Below are 17,950 nucleotides of genomic sequence, written 5' to 3' on the forward strand. Positions count from 1 at the left end.
CCCGCTCACCCGACCGGCGACGCGGTGCTGGCCGCGATCACGACGACGCTGGCGTGGGGCCCGCTCATGCGCAAGCGCATCTCGCGCGTGACCGCGGAAAGCCTGCCCTGGTGGAGCATGCTGTTCGCGACGCTGATCGGTGCATCGGCTGATGCGTCGCGACATCGCCCGGACAGTTTCTGCGGCTTCTCCACCGACGAATTGCTGAACGAGCGCAGTCTCACAGAAATCGGCTTCGCCGCGCTGCTCAACCTGAAGCCGGGTCCGGACGACCTGTTCGCCTTCAAAACGCTCGTCGGCCTGCTGCTCACCAACGGTCCGGGTGCGATCTCGGCGCAGGGGGCGAAGGGCGCGGTATCGGCCGACGGTCCGGAAAGTCCCGAGCGCGTGCAGCTCAACAAGGCGCTGGTCGGCTTTCTCACCCATACCGGCTATACGCACGGCGGCAATGGCTATGAAGGCATCGCGTTCCTGATCGAAGCGTTCAGGGACAGCGGTCTTGCCGATCCGTCCGACCCCGCGCACGGCGTGGACCTGCGCTCGCTGGCCGAGCGCTCGGTCGAGCGCTATGCGCAGTACAAGGCGCGGCAGAAGCATGCCGGCAGCCTCGATATCGCGAAGCTGCCGGGCGTGAACCATCCCGTCTTCAAGGACAGGCCGGTCAACTACGATCCGCGCGAAGTGTTCATCGCGGAACTGTGCGGGAAGCGTGGGGAATACAACGTGTTCCATGCTTTCTATCGCGAACTGGTGCAGGCGTTGTTCGAGGCCGGCGTCTCCCGCAACGTCTATTGCGTAAACGTCGATGCCGTGATCGCGGCGCTGCTGCTGAAGATGCTGTGGCAGCCGCTGCGACGCGGTGAATTCAGCGAGTCCGATCTGGAGACTGCCGCGTTCACGATCTTCCTTTATCCGCGCATGCTCGGCTGCGCGGCGGAAATCGACGATCACCTGAACCGGGGGCGCAACATGGACACCCGCACGCCCGCGTCCCAGTGCCGCTTCGTAGCTTGAGCGCTTCGCCGACACTGATAACCAACGGACATCAATCGTTTCGAAAATAGCACTTATCGTTTCGTGTGGTCCGGGCGAACATTCGACAAACAACAAATCGCCCGAACACCGCAAGTTCAAAATTTCTGGAGACACCTCGATGCATCCCTCCTCACCCCCGCTGGCCCCCGTGCAATCGAAGGCATTCGCCGTGCTACGCGTGACGGCAGGCAACTTCCTGGAGCAGTTCGACTTCTTCCTGTTCGGCTTCTATGCCACGCAGATTGCCGCGGTCTTTTTCCCGGCGGGGAGCGAGTTCGCTTCACTGATGATGACGTTCGCAGTGTTCGGCGCGGGCTTCCTGATGCGGCCGCTCGGCGCGATCATCCTCGGCGCGTATATCGACGATGTCGGTCGCCGCAAGGGCCTGATTGTCACGCTGTCGATCATGGCGAGCGGCACCATCCTGATCGCGTTCGTGCCCGGCTATGCGACGATCGGGCTATTCGCCCCGGCCCTGGTTCTCATTGGCCGTCTGCTGCAGGGCTTCTCCGCGGGTGCGGAACTGGGCGGCGTATCGGTTTATCTCGCCGAGATGGCGACGCCGGGCCGCAAGGGTTTCTTCACGAGCTGGCAGTCGGCGAGCCAGCAAGTGGCGATCGTCATCGCTGCCGCGCTCGGCTTCGCGCTCAATCAGTGGCTCGACACGGCGGCGATCGCTGCGTGGGGATGGCGCGTGCCGTTCTTCGTCGGCTGCATGATCGTGCCGTTCATCTTCATCTTGCGGCGCAATCTCGAGGAAACGCAGGAATTCAAACAGCGTCAGCATCGCCCGAGCATGAAAGAAGTCTTTACGACGCTCGTGCAGAACTGGAATGTCGTGATCGCGGGCGTGCTGCTGGTCGCAATGACCACCACGAGCTTCTATCTGATCACGGTGTATGCGCCGACGTTTGGCAAGACGGTCCTGCATCTGAGCACCGCCGATAGCCTGCTCGTCACGCTGTGCGTGGGGATCTCCAACTTCATCTGGCTGCCGATCGGTGGCGCCCTATCGGACCGGATCGGACGCCGTCCGCTCCTTCTCGGAATGACGATCCTGGCAATTGCGACCGCCTACCCCGCGCTATCGCTGCTGGCTCACGCGCCGAGCTTCGTCAACATGCTGCTTGTGCTGCTCTGGCTCTCGTTCATGTACGGGATGTACAACGGCGCGATGATCGTCGCGCTCACCGAAGTGATGCCGGTCGAAGTGCGTGTCGCCGGATTCTCGCTAGCCTACAGCCTCGCGACGGCGGTCTTTGGCGGTTTCACACCCGTTATCTCGACCGCGCTCATTCACATGACGGGCGATAAGGCCGCGCCGGGCTACTGGATGAGCTTCGCCGCGGTGTGCGGGCTCGGCGCCACACTCGCACTGTATCGGCGCCATCGCATTCCGCTGCATGCGGCTTCCTGAAGCATCGCTTCGCTCCTCGAACTTCAGCCTGACGTTCTTTCAACCATGAAATCCATCCTTCTGAAACTCTGCACCGCGGCGCTCCTCGGCAGCGGCGCCGCTGCGGCGAATGTGCAGGCCGCCGATCTGCACGTGATGAGCTCTGGCGGCTTCACCGCCGCCTACAAGCTGCTCGGCCCCAAGTTCGCGGCGTCCACAGGCAACACGCTCGATACCGCGCTCGGACCGTCGATGGGCAAGTCGCCGGAGGCCATTCCGAACCGGCTTCAGCGCGGCGAGCCTGCCGACGTGGTGATCATGGTCGGCTATGCACTCGACGACCTCATCAAGCAGGGCAAGGTGATCCCCGATTCGCGCGTCGAGCTCGCGGATTCGCGCATCGGGATGGTCGTGCGCGATGGCGCGCCGAAGCCCGACATCGGGTCTGAGGCGGCGCTCAAGGAAACCTTGCTGCATGCACGGTCGATCGCTTACTCGGATAGCGCGAGCGGCGTCTATATCGAGCGCGAGTTGTTCAAGCGGCTCGGCATCGAGGAACAGGTGAAGGCCAAGGCGAAGATGATCCCGAAGATCCCGGTGGCGTCGGTGGTTGCAACCGGCGACTACGAAGTGGGATTTCAGCAGGTGAGCGAGTTGCTCCCGGTGAAGGGCGCGGCTTACGTCGGCAAGATTCCGGAGTCGATACAGTCCGTCACGCGCTTTGCGGCCGGCATCCCGGTCGGCGCGCAGCATCCGAAGGAGGCGAAAGCGCTGCTCGACTATCTCGCGTCGCCCGCCGTGCAGCCGGAGGTGACATCGACCGGGCTCGATTCCATCGCCACGCATTGAGACGACGGCAACGATTCAGCCCGGCAGGTCGGCGGGCTGATCGAAAGCTTCTTCGGGCTCATGCGCCAGGCTCAATGCATCCTTCAGACGCGTTCGGTCGCAGGCGCGCTCCCACATCGATACGAAGATCACCGCGCAGGCGTTGCTGATCACACTCGTCAGGGCACGCGCCTCGGACATGAAGCGATCGATGCCGACCAGTAGCGCGACGCCTGCAACCGGCAGATCGGGAATGACGGTGAGCGTCGCGACGAGCGCAACCAGTCCGCTGCCCGACACGCCCGCCGCGCCCTTCGACGTGATCAGCATGACCACGAGCATCGTCGCGATCCGGCCGCCCGAGAGGTGTACATCGCACGCTTGCGCGATGAACATCGAGGCGAGCGTCAGGTAGATCGCCGTGCCGTCGAGATTGAAGGAATAGCCGGCGGGCAGCACGAGACCCACGATGCCCTTGTCGCAGCCAAGCGCTTCGAGCTTGACGATGAGGCGCGGCAGCACCGGTTCGGTCGACGACGTCGCGAGCACGATGACGAGTTCCTCGCGAATGTAGCGCAGCAAACGCCAGAGGGAGAAGCGATGCAGGCGTGCGAGGGGACCGAGCACGCAGACGACGAACAGCAGGCACGCCGCATAGAACGACAACATCAGCATGCCGAGCGAGCCAATCGAACGGATGCCGAAACGGCCCACCGTGAACGCCATCGCGCCGAACGCCCCGACGGGGGCAAGCCGCATGATCAGCGCGAGGATGCGGAACAGCACGTGTGCGACGCTATCGATGAATTCCTGCACTCGCCGTCCGGCGCTTCCGCTGGCGTTCAATGCGAAGCCGAACAGAAGGGCAAGCAGCAGGACCGGCAGCACCTCGCCTTTCTCGAAGGCGCCGACGAGCGTCTCCGGAATCAGATGCAGTGCGAACTCGACGAGCCCGTGCGACTGCGTGCGCGTCGAATACTGCGCCAGGATGGCCGTGTCCAGATGATGCGCGTCGATGTGCAGTCCCGCACCCGGATGCAGCGCGAACGCGGTCGCGAGGCCCAGAACGAGCGCAACGATGGTGAGAGCGTAGAACAACGCGAGCGCTTTCACGATGGTCCGGCCGATCTTCGAGCCGCTCGCAAGCGACGTGATGCCGATGACGATCGTGCAGAAGACGATTGGCCCGATCATCATGCGAACCAGCGCAACGAACGCGTCGCTGAGCGGTTTCAGCGACGCGCCGACCTGTGGCCAGAAGTGGCCGACGGTCATGCCGAGCCCCATTCCAAGCAGGACCTGGACGTAAAGCAGCCGGAATGGCCTTGGCAGTGTCATTTCGGGGTCTTCTTCGCCGCGCGGGCCATGCCGCTGCGCTTCATGTCGAGAATCGTCTGATAGAACTGCTGCGCGGCCGGCGCGAGAGGACGCCCCCGGCGTCTGACAATACCCACTCGCCTCGTCACGACCGGATCGACGAGCGCCACGCTGGTCAAAATCGGATGGTCGCGCATGGGCATTGCCATCGAAGGCACCGCTGCCACACCGAGTCCCGCTTCGATCAGGCCGAGCATGGTGGTGACATGGCGAGTCTCGCAGACGCTCGGCACTGCCGGCGCCACGTTGGTCAACGCCTGATCGAGCAGCAGGCGGTTGCCAGAAGTCTTGTCCACGGATACATATTCGTGTTCATAGAGCTCGTTCCAGGTCACCTGCTTTTTCCGGGCAAGGGGATGATCGCGACGGCACGCGGCGACGAACCGTTCCTGCAGCAGGATCTTGAACTCGACCTCGGTTTCCTGGCTGCCCATGAAGCTGACGCCGAAATCGGCTTCACCGCTGATGACCGAGCCGAGCACTTCGTTGGCGCTCGAGTCCAGCAGCTTGACCCGGATACGCGGATAGCGGCTGTGATAGGCAGCAACGACGCTCGGCAGGAAATAGTAGGCGACCGACGGCACGCATGCGATGGTCACATGACCGAGGCGGCTGCTGGAGACGTCGCGGATGCCGAGCAATGCGACATCGAGATCGTCGAGAAGTTGTTCCGCGCTTGGGGCGAACACGCGACCTATGGTGGTGAGCGTCACGCTGCGAGTGGTCCGCTCGAAGAGCCGCACACCGAGCGCTGCCTCGAGCTTCTCGATGCGCCGGCTCAGCGCTGGCTGCGAAATATTGACCGCCTCCGCTGCTTTGCGGAAGCTACCCAATTCCACGACGGCTCGAAACGCCTGCAAATCGTTCAGGTCGAAGTTGACACCCACGGGCCATCCTCCGCATTTTCGATGCGGCTATTTTGCATGATGCGGGTGAAAGCGCCCATTGAGGACAACACCCGGCGATTAGCCCGCGAGGGGGTTACCGAAGGCGGGATCGGGAGGCCGACCCGATACGATAAGCGATAGTCAGGCACAGCGTTGCAGCGACACGAAGCCCGCACCGAAGGATGGCAAGAACAGCAGTCGTGACCTCGACTTGCAATACGCCTTGCGGGAGTTCGATTCCCGATGTGGAGAATAAACCGGTCGGCTATTTTTGCTGCAGTACACCCCTCAAAGCCAAGCCTGGCAGCGGTTTTCGGAGGATTTCAGATTTCGGGGGATGGGCAAAAATAGCCTTCCACCTCGCCCCGACGGCCAAAGCCATAAGTAAAGCGGACCCATTATCGTCTTTTTTATTGCTTTACCCGCTCCTCGTTCTACCCGACAGTAACCTCAGCGCGCCGCCACGGCAGCTTGCAGCCGAAACGCGATTGATCAGTGCTGACGGCTACCTATGACAATGATGACCTGCATTGCAGAAAATCTGCGGGTCCGGGAGACGAGTCGATGAGTCATATGGACAGAAGCTTAATCAACTACCGGCTTACGAAGTCAGGGGCCATTCACTTCGGCCAACACACGGCCGGCCCGGCCATGGGCATATCACCTTGCTGCTACCTCTATTAATGACGCAGGATTTATTGCGTCATCGCGATGCACGCCTGCAGGGACCTCTCGAACAGGTGATGCCTAACCGGGAATTAAGGAACACCGAAATCCATATCGCTCCGGCAAGTTTCACCATTCCCAATATCAAAGGTATCGATGTTTTATTATCTAAATTATCAAAAAGACAAGGCATCGAGACGAAGACTTCAATTAATGATTAGATCCCGGATAGCTTTTTATATTTAACCGACATTAATACTGGATTCGATATGTCTAACCAAGTGATTTTGCCGCGCATCCTTCAGGTCGGCGCCAACGCCAGCGAGACAGTTTCCACGGTTCTGGCGACTCTCGGCTGCAGTCGCCCCTTGATCATCACCGACAAGATGATGGTGCAGCTGGGCTATGCCGGGCGCATTCAGGAGGATCTCGCCGCCAATGGCAGGACAGCCGAAATTTTCGCTGATACGGTCCCCGAGCCCACGGTTGACTCGATTCGAGCTGGCGTGGAGAAGGCTCGCGCAGGAGACTACGACAGCATCATTGCACTGGGCGGCGGCAGTCCGATCGACAGCGCCAAGGCGATTGGCATTCTTGCCAAGCATGGTGGAGAAATGCGCGACTATAAATTTCCGCGCATTGTTACCGAGGTTGGGTTGCCCATTATCGCGGTGCCCACCACTGCGGGAACCGGCTCGGAAGTGACCCGTTTCACGATCATCACTGACGAGCAGAACGACGAAAAAATGCTCTGTGTGGGCATCGGCTTCATGCCCGTGGCAGCCTTGGTCGACTACGACCTGACCCTCAGCCTGCCGCCGCGCGTCACCGCCGATACGGGTATTGATGCGCTGACCCACGCGATCGAGGCCTACGTTAGCCAGAAAGCCAACCTGTACAGCGACAGTCAGGCCTTGGCGGCCATGCGCTTGATTGGTCCCAATCTGCGTAAAGCCTATCGATCCGGCCAGGATACAGCCGCCCGCGAAGCCCTGATGCTCGGTTCGACGCTCGCGGGTGTGGCGTTCTCCGCTGCATCCGTGGCGCTGGTACACGGCATGAGTCGACCGATCGGCGCTTTTTTCCACGTTCCCCATGGCCTGTCCAACGCCATGCTGCTGCCCAGTGTGACCGCGTTCTCGATCCCGGCGGCGGAAGAACGCTACGCTGATTGCGCTCGTGCCATGGGGGTGGCCGACAGGCAGGACAGTACGCAGACCGCCAATGCCAGGTTGCTCGCTGAATTGCGGTCGATCAACGCTGACCTTCAGGTGCCGATGCCCGAACAATTTGGTATCGACCGCGAGCGCTTCTTCAGCTTAATGCCGACCATGGCACAGCAGGCTCTGGCCTCTGGCTCGCCTGGCAATAACCCACGCGTGCCCTCGGTCGCGGAAATGGTCGAGCTCTACCGCGGTCTCTGGTAAGCGAATTCCCCCTCAAAAAAACCGCATCTGATCTGTCGAAGTGACGGTCATTCAGATGCAACAACAACTCTTGCCATCGGAAGGCAAGACCCTATTCCCATCGCCCGTTTTTGTGGCACTTAGAACCTGTTCCAATCCCAGCAAGGAGTATGAAATGCAGCCCTTCAACGACGACGCAGACGTGGTTCACTTCATCAACGGTCGCCACGTGCCTGGCTCAGGCACTCGAAAGCAGCCGATATTCAACCCCGCGACCGGTTCTCCTGCACGCATGGTGCACCTCGGCGACGCGTCCGACGTAAGTGCCGCAGTAGCGTCGGGGAAACAGGCATTCCAGGGATGGAGCAATACGCCACCCATCCGTCGCGCGCGCGTCATGCGCCGCTTTCTCGAACTGATGAACCAGCACAAGGACGAGCTGGCAGCGATCATGACGGCCGAGCATGGAAAAGTGTTCAGCGATGCGCAAGGCGAAGTAGCACGGGGCATTGACGTGATCGAGTTTGCCTGCGGCATCCCGCAATTGCTGAAGGGCGACCATACGGAACAGGTGTCGACCGACATCGACAACTGGACGACCCGGCAACCCCTCGGCGTTGTCGCGGGAATCACGCCTTTTAACTTTCCGTGCATGGTTCCTTGCTGGATGTTTCCGATCGCGATCGCCGCAGGCAATGCGTTCATTCTGAAGCCCAGCGAGCGTGATCCGTCAGCTTCGCTCTACATGGCCCGCCTGCTGCAGGAAGCCGGGTTGCCTGACGGCGTGTTCAACGTCGTGCAGGGGGACAAGGTAGTCGTGGATGCTCTGCTCGAGCATCCTGACGTAAAAGCGATCAGTTTCGTCGGTTCGACGCCGATCGCCAACTACATCTACGAGACGGGGGCAAAGCACGGAAAACGGATCCAGGCGCTTGGCGGAGCGAAGAATCACATGGTTGTGATGCCCGACGCTGACATTGATCAAGCCGTCGACGCTTTGGTCGGCGCAGGCTATGGCTCCGCGGGGGAACGGTGCATGGCGATCTCAGTCGCAGTCCTCGTAGGCGACGTTGCGGACAAGCTGATTCCGCGGCTCGCTGATCGAGCACGCTCCGTAATAGTAAAGAACGGCATGGAGGCCGACGCCGAGATGGGGCCGATCGTCACACGTCAGGCACTGGAACGCATTGAAAACTACATCGCGATTGGCGTCGAAGAAGGCGCGTCGCTGGTTGTCGATGGACGTGGCCTCAAGGTTCCGGGGCACGAGGAAGGCTTTTTTACCGGTGCCACGTTGTTCGACCACGTCACACCCGAGATGCGAATCTATCAAGAGGAAATCTTCGGACCGGTGCTGTCCTGCGTCCGTGCGAAGGACTTTACAGAGGCCGTCGACCTGGTCAACGCGCACGAATTCGGCAATGGCGTCGCCTGTTACACGCGCGACGGTCACATCGCGCGCGAGTTCGGCCGGAGAATTGAGGTTGGAATGGTTGGCATCAACGTACCGATCCCGGTACCGATGGCGTGGCACGGATTTGGCGGCTGGAAGCGTAGCTTGTTCGGTGACACGCACGCGTATGGCGAGGAAGGCGTCCGGTTCTATACGCGTCAGAAGTCAATCATGCAACGCTGGCCGGAGAGTATCGAGCAAGGTGCCGAATTCGCGATGCCGACGGCGAGGTAGTCTTTCCACTGCAAAACCCGCTACAGCTCCCGTGCTGCCACATCCCGGCACGGGAGAGCACACCACCGGTCCTGAAGTCGCAGGCCTTCAAATCCGAACGGAAGCGCCCGACCTCATGCGCTGCGGCAAATGTCGACAACCGTGCGACCGCTCAGCTTTCCATCCATCATTTGCACGGCTGCCTCCGGCACGTCGTGCAACGCTATTCGGTGCGTGAGTTCGGCGAGCTTTGCTCGATCCAGATTCGCAGCGAGCCGGTTCCACGCAATCTGACGATGAGCGATCGGACACATAACCGAGTCGATGCCCAGCAGTTTTATACCGCGCAGAATGAACGGTGCAACGTTCGCCGGGAACTCCATGCCTTGCGCGAGACCACATGCCGTCACGACGCCGCCATATTTCGTCTGTGCGCATGCGTTGGCAAGCGTATGCGAGCCGACAGAATCTACAACCGCCGCCCAGCGCTCTTTCTGCAACGGCTTGCCGGCTGCCGACAGCGAGTCCCGATCGACCACATCGGCGGCGCCGATACGCTTCAGAAAATGCGCCTGCTCGGGCTTGCCCGTCGACGCCACGACCGTAAATCCCCAACTGCTCAATAGCGAGATTGCCACGCTGCCCACACCGCCGCTCGCGCCGGTCACGAGGACTTCACCGTCGGCCGGCTTGACACCGGCCTGTTCCAGCGCAAGGCAGGATAGCATCGCCGTGTAACCGGCCGTCCCGATTGCCATGCTTTCGGCCGTTGATAGTCCCTGCGGTACCGCAATCAGCCAGTCGGCCTTCAGGCGGGCTTTCTCTGCGAGGCACCCCCAGTGTGTTTCGCCGAGGCCCCATCCGTTGACGAGGACGATATCGCCCGCTTTCCAGCGAGAATCTGTCGATGTCACCACCTCACCGGCGCCATCGATACCCGCGACCATTGGCCAGGCGCGTACGACCGGACCGCGGTTCGTGACCGCTAGCGCGTCCTTGTAGTTAAGCGTCGAGTGCGCGATACGAATGAGCACTTCGCCGGCTGCGAGGGGATGCTCGTCGAGCGTTCGGTCATCGAGGCTGGTAACCCCGGCCGAAAAACCGCTGTCATTCTGCTGCAGATAAAGGGCTGAAAAAGCCATGCTTGTCCTCTCTGACGGTAAACGCAGGCGGTCAGGCATGGCGAAGCGATACATCCAGACAACATAAACCATTCAGGATGTACCACTACGCCATGCCCGACGGCTTCCACGGGCATAAGGCGACAGGTGTCGCGGCAAGCAATGTCACGTCGCTATCTGTCGCGCCGCGCTTCTGGACCTCAGCCACTCCATCGTCACCAGAAGCAGGCTGGAAAATACAATCAGAATTGTCGCAAGGGCAGCAATCGTCGGAGTAATGTTTTCCCGGAGGCCAATGAACATCTGCAACGGCAATGTACCTTGTGTCGGACCCGCGATGAACATCGTGATGACGACATCATCGAGCGACGTGGCGAATGCAAACAGGGCTCCAGAAATAACGCCCGGCGCAATGATGGGCAGGGTGACGGAGAAGAACGTCTTGACGGGCGACGCACCGAGGCTCAGGCTCGCGCGCACGTAATTCTGGTTGAACCCGGCAAGGGTGGCGTTGACAGTGACCACCACGAATGGAGCAGCGATAGCGGTATGACCCAAAATCAGACCAAGGTACGACCCGGCTAACCCCCACTTCGCAAAGAACAGATACATCCCGACGGCAGTGACGATCACCGGCACGATCATCGGCGAGATCAAAATGCCGATCAGCGCGCCCTTGCCTTTGAACGTCGCCTTGTTGAGGCCTAACGCGGCCAACGTCCCGAGGACAGTAGCCAGGATCGTGGCAAGCGGGGTTACGATGAAGCTGTTTTTTCCGGCACGAAGCCAGTCAATGGACGTGAACAGATTGTGGTACCACTTGAACGAGAACTTGTGTATCGGATAGACAAGGAATGTATTGTCCGTGAAAGAAAGCGGGATGATCACCAGTATCGGCAAGACCAGAAAAAGCAGGATCATGACATTGGTCGATCGCAAAAAGTAGTGCCACGCGATCTCGGGAGCCGACGTATAAGGTGCAAAACGCGATACGGTCGTTTTCATGGTCCTAACCTACCTTCAGTTCGTTGCCGACGATCTTTCGATAAACACCGAAGAGTATCAACGTCACGAGAAGCAGAACCGCTCCCAGTGCGCACGCCATCCCCCAGTTCAAGGCCACGTTCGTGAAATAGGCGATGTAGTAGCTCACCATCTGGTCGCCGGCTCCGCCCAGCAATGCCGGAGTAATGTAGTAGCCCAAAGCCGTGATGAATACCAGCAGTCCGCCGGCGCCGACTCCTGGCAGCGTTTGCGGAAAGTAGACCTTCCAGAACGCGCCGAACGGGTGACTACCCAGCGAGATCGCTGCCTTCGTATAGCTGGCTGGCACTGATTTCATGACGCTGTACAGCGGCAGAATCATGAACGGCAGTAGGATATGAGTCATCGAGATCAGCACCCCCGTCCGGTTGAACAGCAGTGTCAATGGAGACGATATCAGGTCCAGCGACAGCAACGCCTTGTTGACGAGGCCCGATCCTTGAAGGATGACAATCCAGGCGGAGATCCGCACGAGGATCGAAGTCCAGAAGGGAAGGAGCACCAGGATCATCAGCAGATTTGCCTTACCCGCCGGCAGACTGGAGATCCAGTATGCCAGGGGGTAGCCGAGGAGCAGCGCGGCGAACGTTACCAGGCCGCTAATCACGAACGTTCGCTGGAATACCTCCCGATATGCCGAGGCGCCTGGATCAACCGGAACGATGTCACCGGCAGAATCGCGACGGTAGTCCATCGTCGCGAGGAGATACTGACTTGTGTATCGGGATGAATCTTTAGCGATTACCTGCCAGTAACCGGGATCTTCCCAACGCCTGTCGATTTCGATCAGTTTTTGTCGAACCTCGTGCGCAGGCAGCGCTGAATCATCGTCGCCGAATGGAAGTGCGCTCGAAGTCTTGTAAAACAACGAACGGAAACCCGGCTTCTGCCCGTTCAGTCGACCGGCAGCGGTACCCGAACTGTTGTTCCCGCCGTTGCGCTCGATATCGAGCATCAGCCCGCGAAAAGCGTCATCCGGAACTGCCGATTTTCGATCCCAGTTTCGCAGAGCCGCCGTCGTGTGTGGCAACGCGTCAACGACTTCCGGACTCTGAATCGACCGCGAAATCATGGATGCAACGGGCATCACGAATACCAGAAAAATGAAAATAGCAAGAGGAGCGACCAGCGCCAGCGCCGCCATTTGCTTACGTAAATTCACGTTCCTAAGCGATCGCTTGAGCTCACGCAAATGCCAATCCTGCTGCTGAGTAGTTACCGCGCTCATGTCTCTCTCCTTCGCGTACCCCTGCGTTCGAGCGATGGGTACGCGATTCGCGTTATTTCGCTGCCCACGCGGTGAAACGCTGTTCTAGCGCGTCGCCGTGGTCGGTCCAGAAGTCTACGTCGTTGGGGATAGCGGTTTTGCCGTTCTTCGGCGAGTTAGGCAGGTTTGCAAGAGTGGTTGCATCAAGCAACTTTAAGGCGCCCTTGTTGGTTGGTCCGTACGGGATGTGCTGGGCGAACGTAGCTTGAGCCTGAGGTTCGAGCACGTAGGCAAGGTACTTCTCGGCTGCATCCTTATTTTTTGAGCCCTTCGGAATCACGAAAAAATCCAGCTCATAGACGCTTTGGTCCCACGAGATACCCAGGTTCTTGTTCCCTGCCCGCATTGCGGCGTCGATGCGGCCGTTATACGCGGTGGACATCGAGACGTCACCGGCGACCAGGAACTGCGGCGGCTGTGCGCCAGCCTCCCACCACTGAATGTGTGGCTTGAGTTCGTCCATCTTCTTGAACGCCCGATTGACGCCAGCCTCCGTGCCCAGCACGGTGTACACGTCTTTCGCCGGAACGCCATCTGCCATCAGTGCGAATTCGAGGTTATAACGCGCCTCTTTCTTCATGCCACGCTTGCCAGGAAATTTCTTGACGTCCCAGAAATCCTTCCAGCCCTGTGGCGTGCCCTTCGTCAGCGTCGGGTTGTATGCCAGCACGGTCGACCACACGAATGTGCCGGCAGCGCAGGGAGTCACCGATCCAGGCACCAGATCACCCTTTTTCGCGATCTTCGACCAGTCGAGCTTCTCGAAGAGTCCGTCCTGACAGCCGCGTCCGATGTCTGCCGACTCGACTTCAACGACATCCCACGTGACATCTTTGGCGTCGACCATCGCTTTGACTTTGGCCATTTCGCCCGTGTACTCAATCGCATTCGTCGGAATACCGCTCGCTTTCGAGAACGGTTCAACCCAAGCAGCCTTCTCGGCGTTCCCCACGGCGCCACCGTAATTGACCGTCGTAAGGCTGTCGGCCAGTGCGAAAGCGGAACAACACATCATGGCAGCCACGCCGACCGTATTTCTAAAGAACCTCATTTCGTTCTCCTTGGCACAAGGTGATTTCGCTACGCGTGGTCAATTGAAAACTCTTAGATGATCTTCATGAAACGACAACGCGATTCGATTTCCCGGTTGGACATGGGCCGCCCCGTCCTGCCCGAGCGGAACCTTCACGAAACACTCTGTTTCTCCGGGGCAGCGGCAGCGTAGCCGGACGTGATCGCCGAAGTAGATCATCCCAAGCGTTTCGCTGTTGATGACATTGCGCTGCTGTTCGGATTGCCGTCCAATCGAGAGCCGCTCGGGACGGATCACTCCTGTGGCGTGGCTACCGACATTGAGCCCGGCAACATTCAGCGCACGGACGGTCGTACCGTCTGCAATGCGCAACTCGCAATAATTACCATCCCGGCTTACGACGGTGCCTTCCACCCGGTTACTGTCACCAATGAAGTTGGCTACAAACAGATTCCTCGGCGATTCGTAGAGCGAGTCGACCTGGTCGAGCTGTTGGATCACCCCCTGATCAAAGACCGCTACTCGATCAGACATCGTGAGCGCCTCACCTTGATCGTGTGTGACGTACACAAAGGTCAGGCCAAGAGATTCGTGCAATGCCTTGAGCTCTATCTGCATGTGCTCGCGCAGCTGTTTGTCCAGCGCGCCAAGCGGTTCGTCCATCAGCACAAGCTTGGGGTTGAACACCAACGCACGCGCAAGCGCCACTCGCTGTTGCTGACCGCCTGAGAGCTGACCTGGCATTCGCTTGCCCAGCTTTTCCATGTGGACCATCTCGAGCGCCCGCTTGACGCGCGCGGCCCGCTCGTCTGGCGGCATCTTGCGAACCTTGAGGGGATACTCGAGGTTCTGTCCGACGGTCAGGTGTGGAAAGAGTGCATAGTTCTGAAATACCATTCCAATGTCGCGTTTATGCGGCGGAATACGATTAAGTAACTGACCGTCCAGCCAGATTTCTCCATCGGTTGGGTATTCAAACCCGGCGAGCATCATGAGACAGGTGGTCTTTCCCGAGCCAGACGGACCAAGCAAAGTGAGAAACTCCCCCTTCTGGATGTCGAGATTCAGGTCTTTGACGACGAGTGTTTCGCCGTCGTATGTCTTCCGAACATTGCGGAAGCTCACAAATGTATCGCCCTGGTCTTGCATGATCGTTACCCTCAATGTCTTTCGGTGCGGAAGGCACCTGGCAGCGCAGGCGGTAGTGCTGTGTCTGCGGATCGGCTGCGGCGACAGGGAGGCGCACAGGGTACCTCCTTCCCCGTGCCTCGCCATGGGCGTTTTCGCGCCATGTGCTGCGTAGCTCGATTGAGGTTCTCGATAACGATTTCTGCGCCTCGCCGGGTGTTTTCGGTACCCGGGAGCTTGCGGTGTCGTACGTGCATCTTCGTCTCCAATCTTATAAATATTCGAACACCCCTTCGCTACAGCCTTTTTTCTTCTAGGTGCTTGCTGCTGTCGGCCGCGCCCATACATCAGCGGAGCGGTCGCGATTTGTTCCGGCTTGCCCGCAACGGCGACGTGTTCAGTTGGGCAAGTACTCCTCGCTCCAGCTCTCGCCGACCGCTCCTCGCGCAATCAACGTCGCAATCTGGGTATCGCTGTAGCCCATCTTGCGCAGAACCCCTCGGGTCGAGGCACCAAACTTTTCTGCTGGCGCCAGTGCGCGGATCGGAGCAACGTGAGGGCGAATCGCAAAAGGATCGAGTTGGATGACGCATCGTCCACTCGGATGCTCGGCATACACACTGAATGAATAGCTGCCGTTATCGATGCCCGGACGATTGTCTGCAGGGCGGCTGTAGCGTTGGCGCAAGTTGTCGATATTGTCCGGAATGGCTGCCGCCACATTGGCCGCTTGCAACCGCGTCTGCCAGGTTTCGGCGGAGGCCGTGGCGAGCGCGGAGCTGAGAAACGCTGCGGGATCCGCCGCGTCGCGGATGCCCGTCAGCCCCTCCACGGCGTTTAGCTTGTCCAGTTCCTTTTCGCTGGCGTCCACATACAACCAGTCATCCGCGGCCCGAAAGAAGCGTGACAGGTTGCCAAAGCCCTGGGCGCTACGGCCGGAAGGTTCATCGAACGGGGCCCGCCGTGGGTAGTCGTAGCAGAAGGGAATCTGCACCAGGTTGCCGAGCGATGCCAGGGAGGTCCGGGCACGGCTGATCTGGCCGGTTCTGGCTTTGCGATATAACGCGGCGGCAACGCCGAGCGCCGCAGCGAACCCGCAATTCACGTCAATGGTTCCGACGTGAGCGTGTTCCTCTGGCGTTGCCATGCCGCCGCCGAAGCGCAGCATGATGCCGGTGCTGGCCTGGACCAAGTCGTCGTAACCGAGATAATCGCTCCGCGGGCCGCGACGCGGTCCCCCAAAGCAATCCAGTTGACAGAAGATCACGCCAGGGTTGACGGCCTGGAGACTGGCTTCGTCAAGACCCAAAGGTGCCAGTTGACGATCCGGTGCATTCATCACGATCACGTCAACCGAACGAACCAATTGATTAAACACCTCGCGTCCGTCAGGGTGGTTCAGGTCGACCAGGACGCTTTGCTTGCCGCGGCCCGAAGACATGCCAAAGACCACTGTGTTCCAGGGATCATAGTTGGGTGTTACGGGGTCGAGCTTGATGACATCGGCGCCGAACCGGCCGAGGTAGGAGGTCGAATGCGGACCCGCGATGACATTGGTCAGATCGAGGACACGCACACCGTCAAGCCAGCCGCCAACATGCTGTTCAGATGGGGGCGGCAGTGCCGTGGGCGCGCACTCATCCAGGATGGCCAGGGCTTCTTTGAGACTCACCGTGCGGCGTGAGTCGGGCGAGAGCATCAAGTCGGCACTGTCTTCCAGCCAGGCGATCGCGCCGGGCTGTTTCATGTTGCCGTACTGGTGGTCGTCGACATCGACCACCAGACCCGCGGCGTTGGCGTGCGCGTCATGCAACCATTCTTGAGTCGATCGGTGGGGCGCACCGGGAAACCGGCCTTCGCCGAAAATTTTTTCCCACTCGGTCGCTGTCTTGGTCAGGAACACCTCCTTCATGCGTGCCGAAATGCGCCGGGCCCAATGGTCAGGCAACGGGTAGACACCGAGTGAGGCATCCCCCTCCCACTGAGAGATAGGAAGGTATGGGTCGCTCACTGTCGGCAGCCCGGCAGATAGCATTTCCTCGTACAAGCCCATCGCCTGAAGGCAACGCCTGGCGTGCGAGCGGTGTGACGGGCATACCGCATAGAACTTGCGACCGTCCGCGCACTCGTACGTGCGGTAAAAGGGGTCGAGATATTCTTGCAGTTCTTCGTAGCTGAGGTTCATCGGAAGATTTTCCGACCGCCGCCGCTCAATCTCCTTTTCGCGCAAGGTCTTGTAGCGTTCGGGATAACCGTCGATCTTGATCGAGTTGTAAGACAGCCCCTCCATCACCGCCGCGGCCAGAGGCACTTCGATTTGATCACCCACTCCCGTGCGCTCCCGCGCTTGCAGAGCGAGTGCCACCGCGGAGACAGCCAGCATGGTGCCGTAGGACGAGGCTAGCGGCAGCGGCGAAAAGCTCGGGTTTATCCCCATCAGTACGCGGTTCTGACCCATATCGGTGAATACCCCGGAGGCCGACGCAATAATCGGCTCGAGGGCGCGCCAGTGACGACGCAACTGGTCGTTGCTGGCGAAGCCAGGGATGGACAGCGTGATGAGCTCAGGCCTTTGACGACGCAGCTCGGCGAAGTCCAGGCCCAACCGGGTCATGACGCCCGGCCGGAAGTTCTCGATCACGATATCGGCACGCGCGATGAATGCCATGGCCGCCTCGCGCCCCTGCGCGGACTTCAGGTCAAGCTGCAAGCAATACTTGTTGCGGTTCAGTACGGCATTGGCCGGGCTGTCCCAAAGCGGCCCAGCAGGGGGATCGATGTGAATGACGGTGGCGCCGAGATCCGCCAGGATCATCGCCACGGCCGGGCCGGCGATGTACTGGCCAAAGTCGATGACTTTCACGCCGCTAAAAGGCAGTTGATTGTGCTTTCCCATGGCTCACCGACTCATCTCCAGGACCTGCAGATCTTCCGAAACGCAGGTCATCATTGTGGTGGGTCGCCGCCCGCACCAATCAACCGCATTTCGAATGCGAGGCGAGTGGCCTTGGCGACGAACTGGGGATCACTGTCGGATACAACGGGGAGCCGGTAAAGCAATAAAAAAAACGAGGATGGGGCTATTTTATTTATGGC

At 59.8% G+C, this 17,950-nt stretch carries 14 protein-coding genes; 6 read left to right on the forward strand and 8 right to left on the reverse strand.

Features of this window, described 5'->3' with window-relative positions; translation table 11 throughout:
* The 3 genes from HDG39_RS26765 to HDG39_RS26775 all read left to right on the forward strand — a co-directional run.
* Window positions 1-1,014, forward strand: a 1,014-nt coding sequence (locus HDG39_RS26765) for a citrate synthase family protein (protein ID WP_503125006.1), incomplete at its 5' end; no start/stop codon positions are given.
* Window positions 1,015-1,153: 139 nt separating this feature from the next.
* Window positions 1,154-2,452, forward strand: a complete 1,299-nt coding sequence (locus tag HDG39_RS26770; protein WP_184010095.1) for an MFS transporter — start codon at window positions 1,154-1,156, stop codon at window positions 2,450-2,452.
* Window positions 2,453-2,497: 45 nt separating this feature from the next.
* Entirely contained in the window at window positions 2,498-3,280 is a 783-nt protein-coding gene (locus HDG39_RS26775; RefSeq protein WP_184010097.1) for a substrate-binding domain-containing protein, read from the forward strand.
* A 15-nt stretch (window positions 3,281-3,295) separates the two neighbouring features.
* Here the strand turns inward: HDG39_RS26775 and dctA are convergent, their stop codons facing one another.
* Both dctA and HDG39_RS26785 read right to left on the reverse strand, forming a co-directional pair.
* Window positions 3,296-4,597, reverse strand: a complete 1,302-nt coding sequence (gene dctA / locus HDG39_RS26780; protein WP_184010099.1) for a C4-dicarboxylate transporter DctA — start codon at window positions 4,595-4,597, stop codon at window positions 3,296-3,298.
* The gene (locus HDG39_RS26785; protein ID WP_184010101.1) at window positions 4,594-5,523 is read right to left on the reverse strand and encodes a LysR family transcriptional regulator; all 930 of its coding nucleotides are present in this window, start codon (window positions 5,521-5,523) and stop codon (window positions 4,594-4,596) included. Before HDG39_RS26785 ends, dctA begins: the two co-directional genes overlap by 4 nt.
* Window positions 5,524-6,188: 665 nt before the next feature.
* On the opposite strand from HDG39_RS26785, the gene HDG39_RS26790 reads away from it, so the two are divergent.
* The 3 genes from HDG39_RS26790 to HDG39_RS26800 all read left to right on the forward strand — a co-directional run bounded on the left by HDG39_RS26790 (window position 6,189) and on the right by HDG39_RS26800 (window position 9,282).
* A complete protein-coding gene (locus tag HDG39_RS26790; RefSeq protein ID WP_184010104.1) occupies window positions 6,189-6,410 on the forward strand; it encodes a hypothetical protein in 222 nt (73 codons plus the stop codon).
* A gap of 48 nt (window positions 6,411-6,458) precedes the next feature.
* Entirely contained in the window at window positions 6,459-7,616 is a 1,158-nt protein-coding gene (locus HDG39_RS26795; RefSeq protein ID WP_184010106.1) for an iron-containing alcohol dehydrogenase, read from the forward strand.
* Between the two features lie 154 nt (window positions 7,617-7,770).
* Complete coding sequence (locus HDG39_RS26800) at window positions 7,771-9,282, forward strand: CoA-acylating methylmalonate-semialdehyde dehydrogenase (RefSeq protein ID WP_184010281.1); 1,512 nt, start codon at window positions 7,771-7,773, stop codon at window positions 9,280-9,282.
* Between the two features lie 113 nt (window positions 9,283-9,395).
* Here HDG39_RS26800 and acuI read toward each other — a convergent pair whose 3' ends face one another.
* The 6 genes from acuI to HDG39_RS26830 all read right to left on the reverse strand — a co-directional run bounded on the left by acuI (window position 9,396) and on the right by HDG39_RS26830 (window position 17,750).
* Entirely contained in the window at window positions 9,396-10,403 is a 1,008-nt protein-coding gene (gene acuI, locus HDG39_RS26805; RefSeq protein WP_184010284.1) for an acrylyl-CoA reductase (NADPH), read from the reverse strand.
* A 144-nt stretch (window positions 10,404-10,547) separates the two neighbouring features.
* On the reverse strand, window positions 10,548-11,387 hold the full coding sequence (locus HDG39_RS26810) for an ABC transporter permease (RefSeq protein WP_018419953.1): 840 nt from the start codon (window positions 11,385-11,387) through the stop codon (window positions 10,548-10,550).
* Window positions 11,388-11,391: 4 nt separating this feature from the next.
* Window positions 11,392-12,654, reverse strand: a complete 1,263-nt coding sequence (locus tag HDG39_RS26815; protein ID WP_184010108.1) for an ABC transporter permease — start codon at window positions 12,652-12,654, stop codon at window positions 11,392-11,394.
* A 52-nt stretch (window positions 12,655-12,706) separates the two neighbouring features.
* Window positions 12,707-13,744, reverse strand: a complete 1,038-nt coding sequence (locus tag HDG39_RS26820; RefSeq protein ID WP_184010110.1) for a polyamine ABC transporter substrate-binding protein — start codon at window positions 13,742-13,744, stop codon at window positions 12,707-12,709.
* A 39-nt stretch (window positions 13,745-13,783) separates the two neighbouring features.
* The gene (locus HDG39_RS26825) at window positions 13,784-14,875 is read right to left on the reverse strand and encodes an ABC transporter ATP-binding protein (protein WP_184010112.1); all 1,092 of its coding nucleotides are present in this window, start codon (window positions 14,873-14,875) and stop codon (window positions 13,784-13,786) included.
* A gap of 376 nt (window positions 14,876-15,251) precedes the next feature.
* Window positions 15,252-17,750, reverse strand: coding sequence for a CoA transferase (locus HDG39_RS26830; protein ID WP_184010114.1), 2,499 nt, complete (start codon window positions 17,748-17,750; stop codon window positions 15,252-15,254).
* Window positions 17,751-17,950: the final 200 nt, after the last annotated feature.

The sequence above is a fragment of the Paraburkholderia lebeckiae genome (assembly GCF_014201005.1).
Lineage (GTDB): Bacteria > Pseudomonadota > Gammaproteobacteria > Burkholderiales > Burkholderiaceae > Paraburkholderia > Paraburkholderia tuberum.